General features: G+C 58.3%; 16 protein-coding genes. 11 read left to right on the top strand and 5 right to left on the bottom strand.

Annotated elements, in window-relative coordinates:
* Window positions 1–138: 138 nt before the first annotated feature.
* From GXB81_RS16425 to GXB81_RS16415, 3 genes are all read right to left on the bottom strand, one after another.
* Entirely contained in the window at window positions 139–1,233 is a 1,095-nt protein-coding gene (locus tag GXB81_RS16425; RefSeq protein WP_205989779.1) for a carotenoid 1,2-hydratase, read from the bottom strand.
* A gap of 263 nt (window positions 1,234–1,496) precedes the next feature.
* Window positions 1,497–4,064: an ABC transporter permease gene (locus GXB81_RS16420; RefSeq protein WP_205989778.1), complete on the bottom strand. Its 2,568-nt coding sequence runs from the start codon at window positions 4,062–4,064 to the stop codon at window positions 1,497–1,499.
* A complete protein-coding gene (locus tag GXB81_RS16415; protein ID WP_205989777.1) occupies window positions 4,054–4,803 on the bottom strand; it encodes an ABC transporter ATP-binding protein in 750 nt (249 codons plus the stop codon). The genes GXB81_RS16420 and GXB81_RS16415 overlap by 11 nt, the downstream gene beginning before the upstream one ends.
* Window positions 4,804–5,488: 685 nt before the next feature.
* On the opposite strand from GXB81_RS16415, the gene GXB81_RS16410 reads away from it, so the two are divergent.
* The 5 genes from GXB81_RS16410 to cyoD all read left to right on the top strand — a co-directional run bounded on the left by GXB81_RS16410 (window position 5,489) and on the right by cyoD (window position 11,305).
* Window positions 5,489–7,048, top strand: coding sequence for an NADH-quinone oxidoreductase subunit M (locus GXB81_RS16410; RefSeq protein WP_167285008.1), 1,560 nt, complete (start codon window positions 5,489–5,491; stop codon window positions 7,046–7,048).
* Between the two features lie 389 nt (window positions 7,049–7,437).
* On the top strand, window positions 7,438–8,331 hold the full coding sequence (gene cyoA, locus GXB81_RS16405) for a ubiquinol oxidase subunit II (RefSeq protein WP_167049453.1): 894 nt from the start codon (window positions 7,438–7,440) through the stop codon (window positions 8,329–8,331).
* A 3-nt stretch (window positions 8,332–8,334) separates the two neighbouring features.
* Window positions 8,335–10,359, top strand: a complete 2,025-nt coding sequence (gene cyoB, locus GXB81_RS16400) for a cytochrome o ubiquinol oxidase subunit I (protein ID WP_205989776.1) — start codon at window positions 8,335–8,337, stop codon at window positions 10,357–10,359.
* Window positions 10,359–10,964, top strand: a complete 606-nt coding sequence (gene cyoC / locus GXB81_RS16395; RefSeq protein WP_167049449.1) for a cytochrome o ubiquinol oxidase subunit III — start codon at window positions 10,359–10,361, stop codon at window positions 10,962–10,964. The genes cyoB and cyoC overlap by 1 nt, the downstream gene beginning before the upstream one ends.
* Window positions 10,964–11,305, top strand: a complete 342-nt coding sequence (gene cyoD / locus GXB81_RS16390) for a cytochrome o ubiquinol oxidase subunit IV (protein WP_167049447.1) — start codon at window positions 10,964–10,966, stop codon at window positions 11,303–11,305. The genes cyoC and cyoD overlap by 1 nt, the downstream gene beginning before the upstream one ends.
* Window positions 11,306–11,391: 86 nt before the next feature.
* Here the strand turns inward: cyoD and GXB81_RS16385 are convergent, their stop codons facing one another.
* Both GXB81_RS16385 and GXB81_RS16380 read right to left on the bottom strand, forming a co-directional pair.
* Window positions 11,392–13,452 carry a capsular biosynthesis protein gene (locus tag GXB81_RS16385; protein ID WP_205989775.1) on the bottom strand — a complete coding sequence of 687 codons (2,061 nt, stop codon included), beginning with the start codon at window positions 13,450–13,452 and terminating at the stop codon, window positions 11,392–11,394.
* Entirely contained in the window at window positions 13,453–14,601 is a 1,149-nt protein-coding gene (locus GXB81_RS16380) for a glycosyltransferase family 1 protein (protein ID WP_167049445.1), read from the bottom strand.
* 309 nt (window positions 14,602–14,910) lie between these two features.
* On the opposite strand from GXB81_RS16380, the gene cysC reads away from it, so the two are divergent.
* From cysC to GXB81_RS16350, 6 genes are all read left to right on the top strand, one after another.
* Window positions 14,911–15,531 carry an adenylyl-sulfate kinase gene (gene cysC / locus GXB81_RS16375; RefSeq protein ID WP_241016403.1) on the top strand — a complete coding sequence of 207 codons (621 nt, stop codon included), beginning with the start codon at window positions 14,911–14,913 and terminating at the stop codon, window positions 15,529–15,531.
* A 335-nt stretch (window positions 15,532–15,866) separates the two neighbouring features.
* Complete coding sequence (locus GXB81_RS16370; RefSeq protein ID WP_167049443.1) at window positions 15,867–17,033, top strand: polysaccharide biosynthesis/export family protein; 1,167 nt, start codon at window positions 15,867–15,869, stop codon at window positions 17,031–17,033.
* 80 nt (window positions 17,034–17,113) lie between these two features.
* Window positions 17,114–18,229 carry a hypothetical protein gene (locus tag GXB81_RS16365; RefSeq protein WP_205989774.1) on the top strand — a complete coding sequence of 372 codons (1,116 nt, stop codon included), beginning with the start codon at window positions 17,114–17,116 and terminating at the stop codon, window positions 18,227–18,229.
* Window positions 18,219–19,010, top strand: a complete 792-nt coding sequence (locus tag GXB81_RS16360; protein WP_167049439.1) for an ABC transporter permease — start codon at window positions 18,219–18,221, stop codon at window positions 19,008–19,010. Before GXB81_RS16365 ends, GXB81_RS16360 begins: the two co-directional genes overlap by 11 nt.
* A gap of 8 nt (window positions 19,011–19,018) precedes the next feature.
* Window positions 19,019–19,672, top strand: a complete 654-nt coding sequence (locus GXB81_RS16355) for an ABC transporter ATP-binding protein (protein ID WP_167049438.1) — start codon at window positions 19,019–19,021, stop codon at window positions 19,670–19,672.
* A 4-nt stretch (window positions 19,673–19,676) separates the two neighbouring features.
* Window positions 19,677–22,565, top strand: a complete 2,889-nt coding sequence (locus GXB81_RS16350; RefSeq protein ID WP_205989773.1) for a glycosyltransferase — start codon at window positions 19,677–19,679, stop codon at window positions 22,563–22,565.
* Window positions 22,566–22,627: the final 62 nt, after the last annotated feature.

Here is a 22,627-nt window from a genome sequence, read left to right as displayed (position 1 = left end):
CCGGCTTCTCACTCTGAGTGCCGGGGTCCGGCCGTTTACGGCGTCAGGGATACGCCGCCGGATCCCGAAGCCGCAGCGTTCGAACGGACCCGGGCGTCATGCCGCCCGCGTTCTCCACAATCCCCCGTCGCGCAGTCTTCAGTGCTGCCCAGCCCGCTGTGCGTCCGCGTAACCGGTCAGTTCGAGATACGCGTGGCCCATCTCCACGCCCTCACGGCTCACCCTCTCCGCGCCTTCCCAGTACACCGCGCCGGTCGATTGTCGTGAGTCGAGTTCCTGATCGTCCATCAGCGGATCGAACTGCCACGTCAACGGACCTGTCCTGACCTTCATCGAGACCGGGTACGAAGCGTTTGTGCGCGGTGAGCGCCATGTGCGAATCGGCGTAAAGTCGACCTGATCCGGACCAAACCGTGTTATCTGCCCGTCGGGCTTGCGAAGCGTCGCGTGCGCCCATTGCGCGTGACCATCCCGGCGACGGACCTTGAATGCCATCAGCGTCGAGCCGTCCGCGAGATTGGCACCGAGCCAATCCCATCCGACCGCGTCGGCATCGAGCAATGTGCTCGACCATTCGTGATCCAGCCATGCCGTGCCCGTCACGAGCGTATCGCGCCCAGCGGCGTTTCCATTTGCGGCGGGGCGTATCACATTGCCCGTCACGTGCAATTGCGGTTCGCTGTAGTAATAGCTCGCCTGCTCTGGCCGTGGACCTTTGCGCGAATAGCCATGCTCGCCCTGGATCAGCGGGGCTTGCGTCGGCGTCAGCACGAGGTGCAGCGAAAATCCGCTTGCGTCGATGGCGACGTCGTAGTGACCATCCGCGGCACGAATCATTTTCCACGCGTCGAGTTTGACGTCGGTATTGGCCGGCTTCGCATAAGCGAGCCCGAAACCCTCGCGTGCGATGCGCTGGTCGTGAATGAGACGCCCGAGAGCCGGATCGCTCAACGCCGCGTGCGCGATGATCAGTTGCGACGGCGCGAACGCGCTCGGATCGGCGGGATCATGACCGGTGGCGGAACGGAAGAACGTGACCTGAAATCCGAGCGGCCGATTGTCGGGCGTGTTGAGCCAGCCTGTCGCGTACCACCACTCGGTGCGAAAGGCCGGATGTGCACCGCTGTCCTGTGGCAGCGAGACCGGATGATCCGGCGTAACCGCGGCAAATGTCGTGGATGCCGGGGCCGATAACTTGTCACTCGCGGCAAACGCGAGAGGCGTGGCGGCCATGCCGGCATAAAACAGAAACAGACAAGAGAATCGCCGCAGTGAACCCGTCCTGCGCGCGATAGTGAAGGGCGTTTCAAATGATGTTGCATACGAGCAGGGTTTCAGTCGCGGCTGATGTTTTCGCGGCCCAACAGACGGCACGCATTTGAATCGTTCCGCGCCACCATGCCGTGCAACACAGAACGGCTCAATCGCATCAAAATGCAGAGAGACTTTGCGTGTCCGCTGCTTTGTCCACGCGCATCGCGTAGCCCGCCTCCCCATCACCAGTCCTCCTTCACCGCGCGTACCGCATCCACCGACACGGCGCCCTGGCCTGCCACGACCGCCGTCGTGCAGGACAAAACCAGCATGACCATCGCTACCGTGCCGAGCACGATCCACGGCACGTGCAACGACATGCTCCAATGAAACGACTGCGGATTGACGACGAACACGAGAATCAGGCTGATTGCAAAGCCAAGCGCGAAGCCGAGTGCAATACCGCACGCCGTGAGCAGACCGCCTTCCGTGGCGAGGATCGCGAAGATTTGTGCGCGAGTCACGCCAACGTGCCGAAGCATGCCGAACTCGCGAGTGCGCGCGAGCGTCTGCGCGGAAAACGTTGCAGCGACGCCGAACAAACCGATCACGATCGCAACCGCTTCGAGCAGATAAGTTACTGCGAAACTGCGATCGAAGATCACCAGTGTGCGCGCCCGTATCTCGCCCGGTTGAGATAGATCGAGCGATGCGCCGAAAAGCAGCGCGCGCAATCCGCCTATCACACGCTCGACACTCGTACCCGGTTCGACGGTCACGGCGACATCGGTTGCATGAGTGTCGCCGGTCAGCCGTCGATAATCGGCGAGCCGTATCTGGATAGCGCCGCTCTGGCGCGCGTAATCGCGCCACACGCCGGCCACGACGAATACCTGAGCAGGTCCGCCAAGCGGCAATTGCACACGCTGACCCGTTCGGTATCCATACAGGTCGACCATTGCTTCGGATACCCAAACAGGTATTTCGCCGCTGTGAAACGCGGCAGGCGACAGTATCGCGCCGCTCATCTGTAGCGTGGCGCCAGGATCGGCCGCGTCGATTTCGCGGGCGAGCAGGGCGACGTCGGGCCGGGCGGGATCGATCGTCAGATGCGTGATGCGCGCGAACGCAGCGTTGCGGATGCCGGCAATCGCGGCGATCCGCGCCTGCTCGTCGAGCCGCAAGCCGCCGGCATCGCCGCTATTGCCGCCCGATGCCACGCGCACGTACAGATCGGCGGAGAGCAGGTGCGTGACCCATGCGTCGACGGACACGCGGAAGCTGGCCACCATGATGGCCATCGCGACGATCAGCGCGAAGCTCGACAGCACGCCGCCCATGGCGATCGACGCCTGGCCCGGCGCATTCGCGAGACGCGCGATCGCGAGCGTGCCGGTTGCACCGAAGCGGCGTCGCGTTCCGCCCACGCGGCTTGCCGCGCGGAATATCAGCGCGGTCACGCGCGGCATCAGCGCAATGCCGCCGACCAGCAGCAGGGCGACGGCGAGATAGCCCGCAATCGGCGCATCGAACCACGGCGGCAAGCGCGTGAGAACCCCGGCGACAAGCAGGCACGCAAGCGCGGGCCAAGGCGTCGCGAGCCGCGCCAATGCGACTTCTTCGGCGCCTGCCTTGAGCGCTGCGGCCGGATGCGCGCGCGCCGCATCGACGGCCGGTGCGATGCTGCCCAATACCGATACCGCAACGCCGAGCATCAGAAACAGCAGGCTCGCCAGCGGCTCGAAACCGACTCGCGGTTGCACGCCGGGAAAATAGCCGCCGCCCAGATCGCTGCCGAAAAAACGCAGCGCGCCGCTTGCCATCGCGTAGCCGAGCGCAAGGCCGCATAGCGAACCGAGCAGCCCGAGCAAGGTGCCTTCCAGCAGGATCTGCCGCAGCAGCCCGGCGCGCGTGAGTCCGAGCACGCGCAGCATCGCGAACTGCGAGCGGCGTCGCACGACACTCAACGCCTGCGTCGAAAACACGAGGAACGCGCCCGTGAAAAGCGCGACCAGCGCCAGTACGTTCATGTTGATCCGGTAGGCGCGCGACAGGCGATCGGTGCGGCTCTCGGTGTCGCGCGCCTCAGCGACGATCCACGGATTGCCGAGCCGGGCTTGCAGATCACGCTTGAAGCGTGGCCGGTCGACGCCGTGCGCGAGCTGCACGTCGACGCGCGAGAGCTTGCCCACCTTGCCGAATCTCCACTGCGCGGCGGCGATATCCATCACCGCGAGCCGCTGGCCCGGCCGCGTTCTCGCGAGCCCGCCCGCGACGCGCAGACGCACGCTCGACGTGCCGCTTCGCAGCGTCACGGCATCGCCGGTTTTGAGGTTCAGCCATCGTTGCGCGGCTGGCGACAGAAACAGCGTATCGGAAGCGAGCGTATCGAACGGGCGGTCTGGCGACGGCACGCCGATCAGATCGGGTGTGATCCGGCTCGCCTTGAACACGTCGATGCCGAGCACCGGTAGCGCGCCGTCGCGGCCCGGCACCATGACATCGAGCGCGAGCACGGGACTCGCGAGCGCTACCTGCGGATCGTTCGACAGACGCGCATAGATCGATTCGTCGACAAACGGCTGCGCGCCGCGCACCTGCAGGTCCGCTTCGCCGGACAGGCTGCGCGCGGCTGCCGAGAATTCGTTGAAGGCCGCGCTGTTGATCAGTTGCACCGCGTAACCGAGCGCGATCGTCGCAATGGCAACGAGGGCGCGTCCGCGATGGCTACGCCATTCGGCGCCGAGCAGCCAGCGCGCGAGCACGCGATGTCCCGCCATGCGCGGCCCAGAGCCGATCTCAGCGCGCATCACCGGTCGCGCGAACGGCGCTTGCCTGCGCGAGCGCGCCTCTCGCAGGCGCGGGTTGCAGCGGCGCGGCATGCAGGCCGCCGTCGCTCAACCTCAGGACACGGTCGGCTACCGCGGCCGCGGCTTCCGAATGTGTGACCATGATCGTCGCCGCGCCAGTCGCCTTGCTCTGCGCGCGAAACAGGCCGAGCACATCGTGCGCGGTCGCCGGGTCGAGGTTGCCGGTCGGTTCGTCGGCGAGAATCAGTGTCGGACGATGCACGAGCGCCCGTGCGATTGCGACGCGCTGCAGTTCGCCGCCGGACAGATCGCGCGGAAAGTCGTCGCCGCGGCCGCCGAGACCGACCGCGGCGAGCATTCCGGGCGCGCCGGCGGCCGGCAGATCGTTGAGCAGCAGCGGCAGCGCGACGTTCTGCGCGAGCGTCAGATGCGGCAGCACATGAAAGGCCTGGAACACGAAGCCGAGTTTTTGCCGGCGCAGGCGCGTCGCCGCGTCGTCGTCGAGTTCGCCAATGGCGCGGCCGTCGATCAGGATGCTGCCGCTATCCGCGTGGTCGAGCCCGGCAATCAGATTGAGCAGCGTCGATTTGCCGACCCCCGAGTCGCCCATGATCGCGACGAACTCGCCCGCCGCGAGCGTGAAATCGAGCTGCGCCAGCACGATGCGGCCGGCGCCGTACCGTTTGCTCAGTCCTCGGCATTCGAGTGCGGGAACCGCGGGGTCGTCACGAAGCGCCATGCGAAGAGGTCCGGAAGAGGGCCGGCAGAGGAGTCGGCCGGCGAAACGAGTGTGCCTTGCGGCGCGAATTCGTGCAGCGACACGCACACTTTGCCGCTGTTATGCGTAATGAAAATGGAAGCTCCGAGCATTGTCAGGCGGACCGCCGGGCCGTCTTTGGGGCGAGCGCTGCCAGGTACTTTCCCCGGCTCTCCAAGAGGAATTTAGAGGCCCCGCACAAAATTTTTTTTAATCTATTTTTAGCAAAAATTTCTGTCATCGGCGCCGGATCGCCACCGATGAAACACCCGCATCGGGGCACGATCCGTTCCAGCCGGTCCGGCGACAAACAAAGCAAACGCTTAAAAGTTGTCAACTCACCGCTAATTGTGAGCTTTTGCGACGAAATTTTTTAGCTCTGAAAATTGATCTGTAACAATGTGCAAGCGCACATTTTCATGCGTTTTGCAAGTGTTCGAGGGGCAACAATGTATTGTGGCGCGGATTCCGGCGCTGCTGCGCTGCAAAATTATTCTTATCTTGGTAATCTCCCACCCTTTGGTCATTCGACTGCGGGTAAACGTGTAGCGGAAAACCCCGTCTGCACGCCGGTTTCAGCGAACTCCAGCTTACGTATCCATTTCATCGCCGGCCGTTTCCAAGGGCGCTGACGCGGCGTTTTGTACTTCAAGTTCTGACAGAGCACATGCCATTGCCTCTTCTAAGTCTTCTCATCTGGATTCCCATTGTCGCCGGGCTCGTGGTTTTGCGTGCCGGGTCCGACGCGGCGCGTAACCGCACGCGCTGGCTCGCGCTGATCGGCGCGGTGGCGGGTTTCCTGCCGGTGATTCCGCTCGTGACGAATTTCCGCAACGACGTGACGTCGATGCAGTTCGTCGAAAACGTCCGCTGGTCGCCGACGTTCGACATCGCCTGGCATGTGGGAGTGGACGGGATTTCGCTGTGGCTCGTCGCGCTGACCGCGCTCACCACGATCATCATCGTGATCGCCTCGTGGGAATCGATCACGCAGCGCACCGCGCAGTACTTCGGCGCGTTCCTGATGCTGTCGGGTTTCATGCAGGGCGTGTTCACGTCGCTCGACGGCATGATGTTCTTCGTCGCCTTCGAAGCGACGCTGATTCCGCTGTATCTGCTGATCGGCACCTACGGCCACAGGAACCGTTCGTATGCGGCGGTGAAGTTCTTCTTCGTGTCGTTCCTCGGCTCGCTGATGATGCTGATGTCGCTGCTCTATCTGTACAGCCAGACGCACAGCTTCGACCTCGCCGTGTGGCGCGACACGCCGATCGCGATGGTGCCGCAGGCGCTGATCTTCCTCGGCTTCCTCGCCGCGTTCGGCGTGAAGGTGCCGATGTGGCCGCTGCATACGTGGCTGCCCGACGTCCACCTCGACGGCCCGACCGGCGCCGCCGTGATGATCGGCATGCTGAAGATCGGCGGCTATGGTCTGCTGCGTTTCGCCTTGCCGATCGCACCGCAGGCAAGCCACTTCTTCGCGCCGATGATGATTACGCTGTCGCTCGTCGCCGTGATCTATTCGAGCCTGCTCGCACTTGTGCAAACCGATATGCGCCGCCTGCTCGCGTATTCGACGGTCGCGCACATGGGCCTCGTCACGCTCGGCCTGTTCGTCTTCAACCGCTTCGGCCAGTCGGGCGCGATCGTGCAGATGATCTCGTACGGTGTGGTGTCCGGCGCGATGCTGTTGTGCACCGGCATGCTCTACGATCGCACGAAGAGCGCGTCGATTGCCGAATACGGCGGCGTCGCCAACACGATGCCGCGCTTTGCCGCCTTCGTGATGCTGTTCTCGATGGCGAACATCGGCTTGCCGGGCACCTCGGGTTTCGTCGGCGAATTCATGGTGCTGATGGGCGCGATCCGCTTCAACTTCTGGATCGGCGCGATCGCCGCGACCACGCTGATCCTGAGCGCGGCCTACACGCTGTGGATGTACAAGCGCGTGATCTTCGGCGCGATCGCCAACGCGCGCGTCGCGAAGCTGAAGGACCTCGGCAAGCGCGAGTTCGTGCTGCTCGGTGCGATGGGGCTGCTCGTGCTCGCGATCGGTCTCGATCCGAAGCCGTTCACCGATGCGATCGACCCGTCGGTCGGCACGCTGCTTGCGCAATCGGAACGCTCCGCACTTCCTTCGGATTCCGTACCGACGGACGGCGGCGAACATCTGCAAGCTGCGGCGCCCGAGCCGGTCGCCGCGACCGCGGTACATACCCCCGGTTAAAAGAACGAAGCGCAGGGCCGTTGCCGCATCCCTACCCGAGGATGCGGCAAACGCACATGCGCTCTTACGCATCGCAACAGATCCCTTAGGCACATGACACACGGCACGCGTGGCGCGATCGCTCGGACTCGCGTCGGGCCACAGGTATTGCCCGTGTTTTTTTCGAGGGACTTTGCGCTGCGTCAACGTTTTCGGTGCTTCGTTCCGGAGCACCGCAAATGACGCTCGCAAATAGGTGTGCGGCAACGTGTCACACAGCGTTACGGCGCAATAGATCGTTGCTAAATCGAGTGTTTATCGACACTCGGCGCGCCCCTATTATGCGAGCGCTTATTTATGGAGAGCCGTCGAATGACGTTCGTTGAAGTCGTAAAAAAGAGGCTGTGGATATGAAAGGGCGCGCTCTGCGAGGATCGGCAAGCTTTCTTTCCGCCGGTCTCATGTTGCTGCTTTCGGGTTGCAGCAACCTCGATATTCTGAATCCGAAGGGGAGTGTGGGCGTGGCGGAGCGCGATCTGATCGCGACTTCCACGTGGGCCATGCTGATCGTGGTGATTCCGGTCATCGCGCTGACGCTGCTGTTCGCATGGCGTTATCGCGCGTCGAACAGGAACGCCGAATACCGTCCGGGTTGGACTCATTCGACGGCTGTCGAAATCGCCGTCTGGACGATTCCGGCGCTGATCATTCTGTTCCTCGCCGTGTTGACGTGGAAGAGCACGCATGAGCTCGATCCGTATCGTCCGCTCGAGTCGCAGGTCAAGCCGATCAACGTCGAAGTCGTCGCGCTCGACTGGAAATGGCTGTTCATCTATCCGGACCTCGGCATCGCGTCGGTGAACCAGCTGGCGTTCCCGGTCGGCACGCCGGTCAACTTCCGTATCACGTCGGACACGGTGATGAACTCGTTCTTCATCCCGCAGCTGGGCGGCCAGATCTATGCGATGGCCGGCATGCAAACGCGCCTGCACCTGATCGCCGACCACGCCGGCGACTACGCGGGCCTCACCGCGAACTTCAGCGGCAAGGGCTTCTCGGACATGAAGTTCCGCGCGCTCGCGACGTCGCCTGAAGACTTCAACGCATGGGTCGCCAAGGTGCGCGCTTCCTCGGACCGCCTCGACATGGACCGCTATCACGCGGTGTCGGAGCCGAGCGAGAAGGACCCGGTGCGCTACTTCTCGACCGTCGATCCGAAGCTCTTCAACAACATCATTGCGCGATACAACAACGGCAACGTCCTCGACGACATGAAGGACGCCAACTGTGCGCCTAAGGGGTAACGCATGTTCGGAAAACTAACGCTCGATGCGATTCCGTATCACGAGCCAATCATCGTCACGGCAGGCGCCGGCATGGTGCTCGCCGCGCTGGCCGTGCTCGGCGCAATCACGTATCTCGGCAAATGGCGCTACCTGTGGAGCGAATGGCTGACGTCCGTCGATCATAAGAAGATCGGTGTGATGTATATCGTTATCGCCTTCATCATGCTGCTGCGCGGTTTCGCCGACGCGATCATGATGCGCATGCAGCTGGCGCTGGCCTATCTGAGCCCGGGCTTTCTGCCGCCGCATCACTACGACCAGATCTTCACCGCGCACGGCGTCATTATGATCTTCTTCATGGCGATGACGTTCATGGTCGGCCTGATGAACCTCGTCGTGCCGCTGCAGATCGGCGCGCGCGACGTCGCGTTCCCGTTCATCAACTCGCTGAGCTTCTGGATGACGGCGGTCAGCGCGATCCTGATCAACGTCTCGCTCGTGATCGGCGAATTCGGCCAGACCGGCTGGCTCGCTTATCCGCCGCTGTCCGAATTGCAGTTCAGCCCCGGCGTCGGCGTCGACTATTACCTGTGGAGCCTGCAGCTCTCCGGTATCGGCACCTTGCTGACCGGCGTGAACTTCTTCGTGACGATCGTGAAGATGCGCGCGCCCGGCATGTCGTTCATGAAGATGCCGGTGTTCACGTGGACCGCGCTGTGCACGAACGTGCTGATCATGGCGTCGTTCCCGATCCTGACCGTCACGCTCGCGCTGCTCGGTCTCGACCGCTACCTCGGCATGCACTTCTTCACGAACGAAGCCGGCGGCAACGCGATGCTGTACCTGAACCTGATCTGGGCCTGGGGTCACCCCGAGGTGTACATCCTGATCCTGCCGGCGTTCGGTATCTTCTCGGAAGTCGTCGCGACCTTCGCGAAGAAGCCGCTGTTCGGCTACAAGACGATGGTATGGGCGACCTGCGCGATCATGGTGCTGTCGTTCCTCGTGTGGCTGCACCACTTCTTCACGATGGGTTCGGGCGCCGACGTCAATGCGTTCTTCGGTATCGCGACGATGGTGATTGCGATTCCGACCGGCGTTAAGGTGTTCAACTGGCTGTTCACGATCTACAAGGGCCGTCTGCAGTTCACGACGCCGATTCTGTGGACCCTCGGCTTCATGGTCACGTTCACGATCGGCGGCATGACCGGTGTGATGCTGGCGATTCCGGGTGCGGACTTCATGCTGCACAACAGCCTGTTCCTGATCGCTCACTTCCACAACGTGATTATCGGTGGCGTGCTGTTCGGCTATCTGGCTGGCTTCAACTACTGGTTCCCGAAGGCGTTCGGCTTCAAGCTCAACGAGAAGCTCGGCAAGGCCGCGTTCTGGTTCTGGCAGATCGGCTTCTGGGTCGCGTTCATGCCGCTCTACGTGCTCGGTTTCATGGGCATGACGCGCCGTCTGAATCACTACGACAACCCGGCATGGCATCCGTGGCTGATCGCCGCCGCGTTCGGCGCGGTGCTGATCGCCATCGGTATCGCCTGCCAGCTGCTGCAGCTGTTCGTCAGCATCCGCGATCGCAACCTGCCGCAAAACCGCGACTTCACGGGCGATCCGTGGGACGGTCATACGCTGGAATGGGCGACGAGCTCGCCGCCGCCGGCTTATAACTTCGCGCATATCCCGACGATCCGCTCGCTCGACGCGTTCAGCGAAATGAAGTCGCGCAAGGGCGTCCAGAAGGTGCCGGCGTATCGCGACATTCACATGCCGTCGAATACGTCCGCGGGTCTTCTGGTGGGTCTGTTCTCGCTGGTGCTCGGCTTTGCCGGCGTGTGGCACATCTGGTGGCTGGCGATCATCGGCTTTGTCGGCGCGATCGGCACCGTGATCATCTACAGCTTCCAGGACAACGAGGGCTATTACATTCCGGCCGACACTGTCGCGCTGATTGAAGAGAAACGTAACGGCGGCGGTGCCGCCGTCGCGGCCGGCGTCGGTGCAAACGCCGACAGGCAGGTCGCGCTGGAGGTGGACTGATGCTACAGAAGACTATCGCGGTTGAGCCGCAACTCGCGCCGGACCATGTGCCGTCGCACTCGGTGTTCGGCTTCTGGCTGTACCTGATGACCGACTGCATCATCTTCGCGGCGCTGTTCGCCGTGTTCGCGGTGATGAGCCACCAGTTCGCGGGCGGCCCGAGCGGCAAGGACCTGTTCGAGATTCCGGGCGTCGCGCTCGAAACGGCGATGCTGCTGCTCTCGAGCATCACGTACGGCTTCGCGATGCTCGGCGCGCACAAGAACCGCAAGGGCGCGCTGCTCGGCTGGCTCGCCGTGACGTTCCTGCTCGGCGTCGCGTTTCTGGTGCTGGAAATGCGCGAGTTCTCGCACCTGATTGCCGAAGGCGCGGGTCCGGGCCGCAGCGCGTTCCTGTCGTCGTTCTTCACGCTGGTCGGCACGCACGGCCTGCACGTGACGTTCGGCCTGATCTGGATGATCGTGCTGTCCATCCAGGTGATGCGTCATCGCGACCTGACCGAACGCGACATGATTCGCCTGACGTGCCTGAGCCTTTTCTGGCACTTCCTCGACGTCGTGTGGATCGGCGTCTTCACCTTTGTCTATCTTGCGAGCGTGATCTAATGGACCATAGTCATAACGCCCATGGCGCGCATTCGGACGGAGGCCACGGCAGCTTCGGCAGCTATACGACCGGCTTCGTGCTTTCCGTCATCCTGACCGTCGCGGCATTCGCGCTTGTCATGAACGGCACGCTGACGGGCCAGAGCGCACTGTTCGCAATCTCGGGCCTCGCGCTCGTGCAGATTCTCGTGCATCTGGTTTTCTTCCTGCATATGAACGCGTCGTCGTCGCAGCGCTGGAACGTGGTGGCGTTTGCGTTTACCGTGCTGACCGCGGTTATTGTGGTCGGCGGGACGTTGTGGGTGATGCATAACGTGAGTATGCATATGATGTCGCGGTGAGGTGGTAGAGCTCTGGCGTTAGCCGCGAAAAAAGCCCCGCAAGATTGCGATCTTGCGGGGCTTTTGTTTTGTCTGGCCGGTTTGCCTTACTGGACTCGTGACGCGCGCTTTTGCCGGAGGCGCCATGCGGTGTGGCGGATGGCATTGCGGGTCCAGCGAAAAGCCTTGAGAAGCGGTCGCAGCCGGTTGCCGCGTACTTTTTCCAAAGGCCGTGCCGCTCGCGGTGCCAGTTGTTCGACCACGGCTTCCGGTGTCGTGAAGAGACGCGTTTTCCAGTCGAAGTACAGCGGATAACGCAGCAGCACGCCCGCGCACAGCATATCGAGCGTCAACGTTCGATGACGCCACGGCAGCGGCGCGAGCGCGTCGTGGGTAAGTCCCCAGCCGGCGTAGAACGGCAGGCCGTACGTATGGACCGCTTTGCCGCGCAATAGCGCGTCGAAGCCCGCGAGCGACGACAGCGTGTGAACTTCATCCGCCACATTGACGAGGGACAGCAGGTCCGCTTCGGTGTCGACGACGTCTGCGAGCTGCTGTGCGTCGATCAGGCCCTGGCGATTTCCCGAGAGCACGTCCGGATGCGGTTTGTAGACGACGAATGCATCGGGACGCAATCGGCGTACTTCGCGTAGCAGCGCGTCGGCGGTGCCAATGGCGCGGGTGCCGAGGCGGATCGAGGCATCGTCGGCGACCTGGCCGGGGACCAGGATGATCGGTTTGCCGACCGGTGCGCTCCAGAGCGGGCGGCGTCGACCCAGGTTGTACTTCGTGACGCCGAGCTTGACGACGCGCTCGCGCAGAGCAGCGGCACGCGAGAGTTCGGCCGCGCTGAAATTCGTCTCGTTGAGCAGCACGCTGAGGTCGCTGGGCTGACTCGCGTCGAAATAGAGTCCACGACGATCGATCACCTGACTGCACGGCGCGATCATATCGGAGCCGAGACCCGTCGAATGAAAGAAGCCGTCTTCGATTCTGACGCGGCGAACTTCCGGTGCGAGACCCTCAGCGCTGCGTGCGCCCCACAGTACTGCGCATTCGTGTGTTTGTACGGATTGCGATTCTCGAGTCCAACGCAGCGTGGCATTACCTGCCGTGATGTACGGTGTCGCGAATGGGCGCTTCCACCATTGGAAGTGCAGTGCGGCCACATGGTGCAGGTCGGCGAATCGTTGCTGGACGGCATGCTGTAATTCGATGCTGTCGAGTAAATCGTCGAGCGTGCCGGGCGTGTGTGTGGCTGGATTCAGATAGCGGGTGAACTGGAGAAACACGACGTCAAATAATGTCGTGAGCGTGGGACGGGCGGTGCGGTCTGGAAAATGAAGAGCGTCGTCGGTCAAACCCCAACCCGCGTAATACGCTGCGCCGAATACGTGTACGGGTACGCCGGCCAGAAGTGCATGCATGCCTTCGGACGCGCCTAGCGTATAGACGTGATCGACGTGGGGCAGCGCGGCGCATAGCGATTCGTGTTCGGCGAAGCGGCGAATCGTCAACGGCTGTGCGGGTTGAGACAATGTGGAAAGCCAGCGGCCGCGACCCGGATCGTTCGATTGCGCGATCCAGAATTCAGCTTGTGGATGCGTGCGAATCGCGGCTTGCAGCATGCGCTCGAAAGCTCTGGACGAGTGGCGCGTTACCGTTGCGCCCAGTCCTTGCGACTGCGAACGTTCGTCGATCAGTAGTATGCGCTCGCAGTTGCGTGGTTCCAGTAGTGCAATAGGGCAATGGAATTGCAAGTGACGCGTTGCCGGTGCACTACCGCGTGCGAACCGCCGCATCAGCCGTTGCAATTCCGGCGATGCCTCGGCGTTGCGATTCCGTTCGATTGTTTCCGTGAGTGCCTGATGGAGCGCGGTGACGAACGCGGCGGCGCTGGCATCGGTAACGGGTATCGAGAACCACGACAACAATGGCGTACCCGCCGGACCACGTGACCAGACTGGTCCCGGCCACGCTGCGTCGATTTGCCTGCGGAGTAGACGCGCGATGTGTAATACAAGGCGTCCATGCCAACGATCGATCCACGCATGCTCGACGCTTCGCCGGCGGAGTCCGCTCCACAGACGCAAACCACACGTAACACTTCGCAGATCAATGGCAGGGTTTGCAACTGCCTTTTCGCTGGCGACGACAGGGTGCTTCATTTAACGCAGCGTTTCCAGAAAGGCATCGACGCGTTCGAAATGCGCGGTCCACGTCGGTTCGCGAAATCGTTCGATGCGGATTAGCTGCGCGTCGCGCTCGGGGTTATTGGGTTGCGCGTAGGCCTGAATGCGGGATAGCCAGCCGGGGCCATCGAGCGGGTCCAGATAGTCGGGAATGTCGTCGGCGATTTCGTGAAAGACGGCGAGGTCGCTTGCGAGCACCGGTACTTTTAGCGAGAGCGCTTCAGCGAGCGGCATGCCGTAGCCTTCGACGAAGGAAGGGAATAGCAGTGCCTGGCAGTGCTGTAGATAGGCGTGTAGTTTCTCGTCGGAACAGTGAGCCTCTTCTATTAGGGCTCCTTTTAACGATTCGCAACGTTCCAGCATGTCAATGACGTTTTCGCATTCCCAGCCGCGTCGGCCAATTATTACGAGCTTGGGTGCCGCGGTGCCGAGCTGTTCGACCAGGCGGCGCCAGAGGTGAAGCATGAACCAGTGGTTTTTGCGCGGCTCGATGGTGCCGAGCATCACAAAGTAGGGCGCGGCAATGGGGCGCGGCGCTTGCGGACATGGGGTGACGCCCGACGCGAGGTGGGCGACGACCGTCGGTGGCAGCGAAAGATTGGCGCGTGCGGCTTCGGCTGTCATCGAGTCGAGCGTGGCTTGCGAATTCATGATTAGCCCGCTGGCGTGCCTCAACGTGGTGTGCATGCGATTGCGATGCGTAGCATCGACGCCGGGGCGACAGTATTCGGCGTGAGTCAACGGAATTAAATCGTGGACCATCAATACGGGGCGAATTTGACGTTTTGTCAAAGTTTTGTAATAACGACTGAATTCCATGCCGCTGTGACTGGTATGCAACAATATTCCGTTAAGTCTTGATTCCTGCAGGCGATTAAGGCACGCGCGCATGATGAGTGCGCGAATTGCGCTTCTGCTCCAGGTCGATGAAAGAAGTTGTGCAAACGTTTGCTGCGAGTCTCGCTCAGTCAGGACCGTGGAAAAGCCGCGCTCACTGAGAACGGCGCGGGCGTTCCGATGGTATCTCTCTATATAGGCGAGTCCGACGCGATCTATACCGGTGGGCAAGCGGCCTTCGTAAAGGCGTGTCAGGAGGCGCGTGACGTCTAGGAAAATGGTTGACACGTGTGGTGTTGCAGCAGATTTTTATCGATTGTCGTGCAGAACTTGTTTTTGCCCGTCAGAGTGTGGCTTTTTTTTTACAGTGAGCCATTTTACCCGAGTGCATGAGAGAATTCGGCGATGCGTTTTGTAACGACTTTGTAGAGAATTCGTTGGCTAATGGTTCTGTTGGTGCGAACATTGGCGCGAGTGACCCTGCAATGTCCAGCAGACTGCGCAATGGCCGTTGCGCACGCATGTTCAAGCCCCGTGCTTGAATTTCCGAGCGCAGTCTCCCGCCTAAAATATCGAACAGGCATACGACTGTGGATCTTGACCCATAACAAACAAGAAATGATGGAAGCAACTCATAAAGGTCTCCAGGCTTCGACGCCGCCCGTGAGTGCCAGAGGACACCGGGTTTTAATGAGGCAGCCGCGTCCACAGGTCATCTGGTTGACCGGTTTGTCTGGTGCAGGCAAGTCGACATTAGCCAATCTGCTCGATACAGAGTTGCGTGCTCGCGCATTTCACACCTTTATTCTCGACGGCGATCGCCTTCGGTTGGGCCTCAACAGCGATCTGGATTTTTCCGATGCCAGTCGTCACGAAAGCATCAGGAGAGCTTCAGCGGTCGCTCGATTGATGGTCGATGCGGGCGTCACCGTCATCGCTTCGCTTATCTCTCCTTTTCGGGCGGACAGGGATGCCGCGCGGGAATTGTTTGATGACGGCCAGTTTTTTGAAGTACACGTGGATGCGCCGCTCGCAGTCGTGGAAAGCAGGGACGTAAAGGGACTTTACAAGAAAGCTAGAGAAGGCTCCCTGCCTCTATTTACCGGGATTGGTTCGCCTTACGAGTCTCCACTCAATCCGGAGTTGCGGTTGAATACTGCGGAATTAGGGCCGAGCGAAGCTTTACAGCAGCTTTTGATGGTACTCGACGCTCGATAGCCTTCCGAAAGTCTGGCAGAATCTCTGTGGGATGGTATCGATTGGTTATGCTGTGTGCTGCGCCTGCCTCATGAGCGCTCAGGCGGCGTTTTCGCCTATGGTCGGCTATTGCGCGTAAGAAGACGACAGCGAGACGACAGTGTCGCTAGAGGTCAAGCCATCCTGGACACAACTGCACTAGCGTAGTGTGACGGTATCGTCTATCCGTGACGTGACCGTGTCATCGCGTGTGCCGAATTGCGTTGTATTTTTCTCGTAACGTACGCTATTTCAAGTTGTTGCATGAGACAATTCGCGCCGGCCATATTCCATAATATTATTCAGACACATCCTAAATGTATCGTTTGCTGCGCAGTACTTTCGGGGTTGCATTTATCGGGGGCGTAGTTCTGCTGTCGGGGTGTTCCACTCTCCCAAGTTCCGGTCCTAGCCGGGCGCAGATTACTCGCGAGGCTGACTCCGCTGTTACCAGCGGAATTCAGATCGTTGACGTAACGGATGACGTCGCGCGAAAGCTATTTGCCGAGCGTAGCGTCGGTGATTTTGCCCGTTCGCTCGGTAATAGCACATCTTTCCAGCAGCAACTCGGTGTGGGCGATACGATCGAGGTGTCGATCTGGGAAGCTCCGCCGGCCACCTTGTTTGGTGCGGAGCAACTCGAATCAAAAGGCGGTGCGAGTAATGCTCGCGTAACGGTTCTGCCGGATCAAACCATCGACGGAAGCGGCAAAATCAGTGTGCCCTTCGCGGGCGAAGTGAAGGCTGCAGGCCGGACGCCGTTCGAATTGCAACGCGACATCGCTGCAAAACTCAAGAATATTGCACACGACCCGCAGGTGTTGGTGAAGCTCTCGCACAATGCGACTTCTTACGTGACCGTCGTGGGCGATGTGGCAAGCAGCAACAGGATGGCATTGAGTGCTCGCGGTGAGCGCGTGCTCGATGCGCTGGCGGCTGCTGGGGGTGTGAAGCAGCCTGTCGATAAGATCACCCTGCAAATTACGCGAGGCGAAACGGTTGCATCGCTGCCGCTGGAAACGGTCATTCGCGATCCTCGGCAGAATGTGCCGCTGCATGCGGGCGACGTTGTCACGGCGCTCTTTCAGCCGCTCAGTTTCATGTCTCTCGGTGCCACGGGGAAAAATCAGGAAGTCAATTTCGAAGCGCAAGGCATTACGCTCGCGCAGGCCATGGCTCGATCGGGTGGTCTGGAAGATTCGCGTTCGGATGCCATGGGTGTGTTCGTTTTCCGTATGGAAAATGCAAACGCGCTTAACTGGCCGAACCAGCCTGTTCGCACTACGGCAGACGGCAAGGTGCCTGTTATCTATCGAGTCAATCTGAAAGACCCGAATTCGTTCTTTGTCGCCCAGAGCTTCATGATGGATAACAAGGACATACTGTATGTGTCCAATGCGCCGGTCGCGGAGCTGCAAAAATTTCTGAACGTGGTCTTTTCTGTCGCCTATCCAATCGTTTACGGCGTTCAGACGTTTAGATAAGAGTAATCGCCTTTTGTGCTGAAAAAACAAAGTTGCGTAGGGCCGGAATTTAGCAACTAAAAATTAATTGGTGACGTGAATTGAGCTTTAATATCATAAAACGCCTTGCGAAGGCGGACAGGTTGTTTCTGGGGGTTGTTGTCGTACCTGTCGCAATTTCAATTCTGTATTTCGGGCTGTTGGCAAGTGATGTGTACATATCGGAATCCAGCTTTGTTATTTATAGTCAGCAGACTCAACAGTCCACGGGATTGAGTTCGTTCTTGCAGACCGCGGGGCTGAGCAATTCTTCTTCAGGGGTATACGCGGTAAGGGACTACATTCTCTCGCGTGATGCATTGGCTACCCTGGAAAAGGATATTGACGTCAGAAAAATTTACACCAATCACGATGCCGATCTGTTCAACAGGTTCGGGGGGATGTTCTGGCCGGACCGGAGCAACGAAAAGTTGCTGGACTATTATCGTCATATGATTGGCGAGGACATCGATTCGACGTCCAACATTACTACACTCAGAACCAAAGCCTATACAGCGGAAGACGCACAGCGGATAAACAGCGAATTGCTGGCTCAAAGCCAGGAGTTGGTCAACCGGCTGAATGAAAGAGCGAACAAGGACGCCGTCCGGTTCTTTGAGCAAAGCGTGACCGATGCGAAGTCAAAGGCCCAGCAGGCATCGGTGAATCTAGCCGAATTCCGGAATAAGAGAGGCGTGTTTAGTCCGGAGCCGCAGGTCACTCTCAAGGCGCAGCTGATCAGTAAATTGCAGGACGATTTAATCGTCAACGAGACGAAGCTGCATCAGCTGGAGTCGATTTCACCGCAAAATCCTCAAATTGCGGCATTGAAAATCGAGAATGCAACTCTTCAAAGCCAGATTCAGAAGCAAATGGGCGAAATTACCGGGGGTAATTCGTCACTGGCAAGCAATGCGGTCGAATACGAGAAGCTCTCGCTTGACAAGGACTTCGCCGAAAAAGAATTAGCGGTCTCTCTCAGTTCTTTGGAGCAGGCGCGGATTCAAGCACAGAAGCAGCAGATGTTTCTTGAGTCTATCTCAACGCCAAGTCTGCCGGATGAAGCATTGGAGCCAAGACGAATTCGAGGAGTTCTGTCGACCTTGATGGTTGGGCTTTTGCTCTGGGGTGTGTTTAGTGTGATTTTCGCGGGAATTCGAGAGCATAATGATAGGTGAGCGCGAATTCGATTTCCTGAGAAAGGCACGCATTCAAGGGCGGGTTATATGGGCCCTTACGATGCGCGAGGTGATTACCCGCTTTGGACGAGAGGGGCTGGGAGTATTCTGGCTGCTCGCCGAGCCGGCAATGTTTATTGTCGGCGTGATGATTATTTTTAGTCACATCGAGAAAAAAACAGCCTTTCCGATTGCCGAATATTTATCTATCAGTTATCCCACTTTACTGTTCTGGCGGAATGGAACCGGACGCGTAATCAAGGCGCTGGAAGTGAATCGGGCACTCTTGCATCACCAGCCTATCCGGCCAATTGATATCATTTATTCCAGAATTTTGCTGGAATTCTCAGGATCGGCAGGCGCTTTTTTTATCCTGTATATGATCCTGATCCAGTTGAATATATGTCAATGGCCAGATGATATTTTTGCAATGGTCGGTGGCTATATGCTGATCATCTGGTTTTCGTTCTGTTTCGTATTGATTATGGCGGCACTTTCCGAGCTGAGTGAGTCGATCGAGAGGGTTTCCCATATCATTCTGTACCTCATGCTTCCATTTTCAGGTGTATTCATTCCACTGGCCACGCTGCCGTCAGAGTACCGGGAAATGCTTCTCTGGTTTCCGTTGATAGATGCGGTCGAGTATTTTCGGCACGGCTATTATGGCATGAGGATGGCAACGTATTACAACATCCCGTACACGATATTTGCAATTCTTGGCTTAATGTTGTTTGCGTACGGATTAACCCGTCTTTCTATCAGAAAAATCAGCTTGCATTAACAAGAGCGATGCTAGAACTAATTGATATAAGTAAGCACTATCCGGTACACCACGGGCGTGATCGTCGATTGGTTCTCGATAAAATCAATCTGACGGTTCGGCCCGGGCAGAAATGGGGAATACTGGGGCGAAATGGTGCGGGTAAATCGACGTTGATCCGTATTATGAGCGGCTCCGATCTGCCCAATTCCGGGGTACTGAGAAAGTCGATGACAGTTTCATGGCCGTTGGCTTTCGGAGACGCGTTTCAAGGGAGCTTGACGGGCAGGGATAACGCCCGGCTTATTTCCCGGGTGTACGGGATCGATCCTTTGAGAACCATCGAATACGTGAAGCAGTTCGCGGAACTCGGCGACTACCTCAATGAACCAGTAAAAACATATTCCGCGGGTATGCGGTCGCGGTTGGCATTCGCCATTTCGATGTCAATCGAATTCGACTGCTTCCTGATCGATGAGGCGATGGCGGTTGGGGATCACCGATTCGCAAAAAAATGTGACGTCGAGCTTTTCCAGAAGCGCGGCGATAGGGCCATGGTGATTGTCACGCACCAGACAGAATTGATCGAGCAGCATTGCGACCATGCCGCGCTATTGGAAAAAGGGCGGCTCAAGATGTTTGAAAATGTAAGTGACGCGATAACAGCATATAAAGAATTGTAAAATCATGGCTAAAAATATCTACGAACTTCTCGAGTGCACGTCGGAAGAATTTCTAAACGGGGCGTACAAGTATATGTTCGGCCGCGAGATTGATCGCGAGGGACGGGAGCATTATCTCGCACAGCTAGTTTCAGGCGCGAATCGTGTCGACGTTCTTTACGATCTTTCCCGTTCGTCCGAAAATAATCTCGATCACGATACTCGCTCGAGGCTCGCCAGGATATTCAAGGCAAACGGTAATATCGGAATGCCGATGCTGCGGCCATTCCGACGTCGCCGGCTTGCTAATAGCCGAGCTAAAGAAAATCTGATTGGCATCTTGTCGGCCATACGTGCGCCTGGCGCTACTGCTTTGCCAGTGAAAAGCGACCCGATAGCGACACCCAAAGCTGGCGCTGATCTCAATCATTCCACGCAGGAGCACAAGGCTCCGGTCGTGGTGCGCGCGAAAGAACCGCCGCCTAAAGCACCGGCGAGCACGCCGGTTTCACCGTCTATCAAATATCCGACTCCGGTTGATCTCGGCGCGGCACCGCTGATTTCCATCATCGTTGTGAACTACAACGGCGAAAGGCATCTGCGTGAGCTGGGCGAGTGTCTGGCAAAGCAGACCTATAAGAATTTCGAAGTCATTTTCGTCGACAATAATTCGTCGGATGAATCCATATCGGTAGCGAAAAAAGCGATATCCAAGATCAAGATCATCGCCAGTGAGAAGAATTTTGGATTTGCCGAAGCGAACAATATTGGTCAGGAAGCGGCGGCGGGTGAATTGCTGCTTCTCATGAACAATGACATCAGCTTCGGCCCCAGTTTGATCGAAGACCTTTTGCAGGGTTTCGGAGAGAGCAGCAAGAAAAATGTAGCGGCCATCATTCCAAAAATCCTGTTCTATAAGGATTTTGTGACTGTTAAGGTAACTTCCGATGATTCGTTCCGCTTGAACGAGAAGGAGTTATTCGGGCAATTGAGCGATTACAAAAAACTCATTCCCCTGACGAAGCTGCAAGACACTCATAAAGAACACCGCTTCATGGTGCCCGTTGGAACTGGCAAGCTGAAGATGACGTTGGCTTACGAACAGGCTTCGGATGCTAACATTAGTGTAACGATCTCTGATTCTGAGCAATCGAAGGTCCGCATCGAACTCAAGCCAGAAAATAAGAAAATTGTCACCTTCGACTGCAAGGCTGGCAAAGCGCAGCCGATAATTAATAATGCCGGATCGTACGTTACGCATGAGGGCGAGTGCGGCGATATTGGCATCTATGAGGTGGACGAAGGCCAATACGACACCCCGAATACACGCGATGCGCTATGCGGTTGCGTTGCGCTGATCCGGCGTTCCGCTTTGGGTAATTATCCGCTATTTGCACCGGATTTCTTTGCATACTACGAAGATTCGGAGCTGTCGATTCGTCTTCGCTCGGGTGGCTGGTTGATCTACTATCATCCGACTGCCGTCGTGCGACACAAGCATGCGTCGACTAGCAGCGATAAATCGCTGCTTTTCAAACGGCTGGTCGCAAAAAATCGGCTGGGTTTCATGGCGATTCATTTTCCGCATCTTCTGGAAGCACAACTTGCCGCCGCACAGTCGAACTGGAAGCACCTGGAACATTCCGCCGCAAATGGCGTGAAGTTCGAAGATGTGGATCTCGAATTCATTCGCGGTATCCCGGATCTCAGAGTCGATACGCTAGGATTTATCGGCAGGGTCAAATCGGGGCTGATTTTTTCCCGAGGAACCAGATTGCCGTCCATCGGGATATATAACCTGTATTGGAATACCAAAGGCGGTGGCGAACTTCGAGCACTCTATCTGGCCGAAGCCCTCTCGAAATACGCCCGGGTTGACCTGATTTCAACACATGATTTCGATCTGGACGGTTTGCGCGCGTACTTCAACCTGAAACTGGAAGGCGTCAGAAAAATTATTGTAGGCGGGTTCTCGTCTCAGGATACCAAGCATTATGATGTGTTCGTTAACACGACCCATCATAGCAATCTGATTTCTCGCGCGCACTATTCGGTCTATCTGTTGAGTTTCCCGCATCGGCACGTGACACCTGAATGCCTTGCGAGTTACAACCTCATTCTGGCTAATTCCGACTTTACGGCCGAATGGACGAAGACGTATTGGGGGAACTGGGCTCCGGTCGAAGTGTTGTATCCCCCTATCGACGCCAGAGGTATCCACGCATTCAGCACGGAGCAGCGAGACAGCAATGCACGAGTGAAAAATATCCTGAGCGTCGGGCGCTTCTTCAAGAATGGGCATAACAAGCGCCAGCTTGAAATGATCGAGGTTTTCAAAAAAATCGGCCGTAAGCGGCGGGATTTCGACTGGAAGCTGACGCTCGTCGGCTCGGTGAACCTTAAGGATCCGGATTCCGTAGGCTATCTGGCCGAGCTTTATGCCGCAGCGGAAGGCGAGAATATCGAAATTCTGACAAATTGCTCGCGCAACAGACTGCTGCAATTGCTTTCCGTGACGCCTATTTACTGGCATGCGTCGGGGCTTGGCGTAGCTTCGCTCGATCCGGAATCGATGGAGCATTTCGGAATGGCGATCGCGGAAGCCATCTCGGCGGGCTGTGTCCCGGTTGCATTCTCCGGTGGTGGGATACCGGAGGTTCTTGGCGCGGAACTTTCCTCTCTGTTGTTTGCAGATGAAGACGGATTGGTTGCTAACACGGAAAAACTGATGGATCTCTTCGAGTGCTCGAGCGAGGAATTTTTTGATCTGTCCGCAATTGCCGCAGAGCAAGGGATTCGATTCGACGTGCAGCAACACAATGCAAGAATTGACTCGATATTTGCACCGCTAGTGCGTATGGCGATGGAGCGAAAAGCGAGGTTCTCATCGGTGCGCGAGTTGCAGGCGAACTGAACGGAAACGCAGCGGACTATTGCTAATAAGGGACGGCTCCTGGAAAATCGCTGTCCCTCGTC

The organism is Paraburkholderia sp. Ac-20336 (assembly GCF_017105025.1).
Lineage (GTDB): Bacteria > Pseudomonadota > Gammaproteobacteria > Burkholderiales > Burkholderiaceae > Paraburkholderia.
The sequence above is the reverse complement of the archived record's forward strand: the minus strand, read 5'-3'. Positions and strand labels throughout refer to the sequence as shown.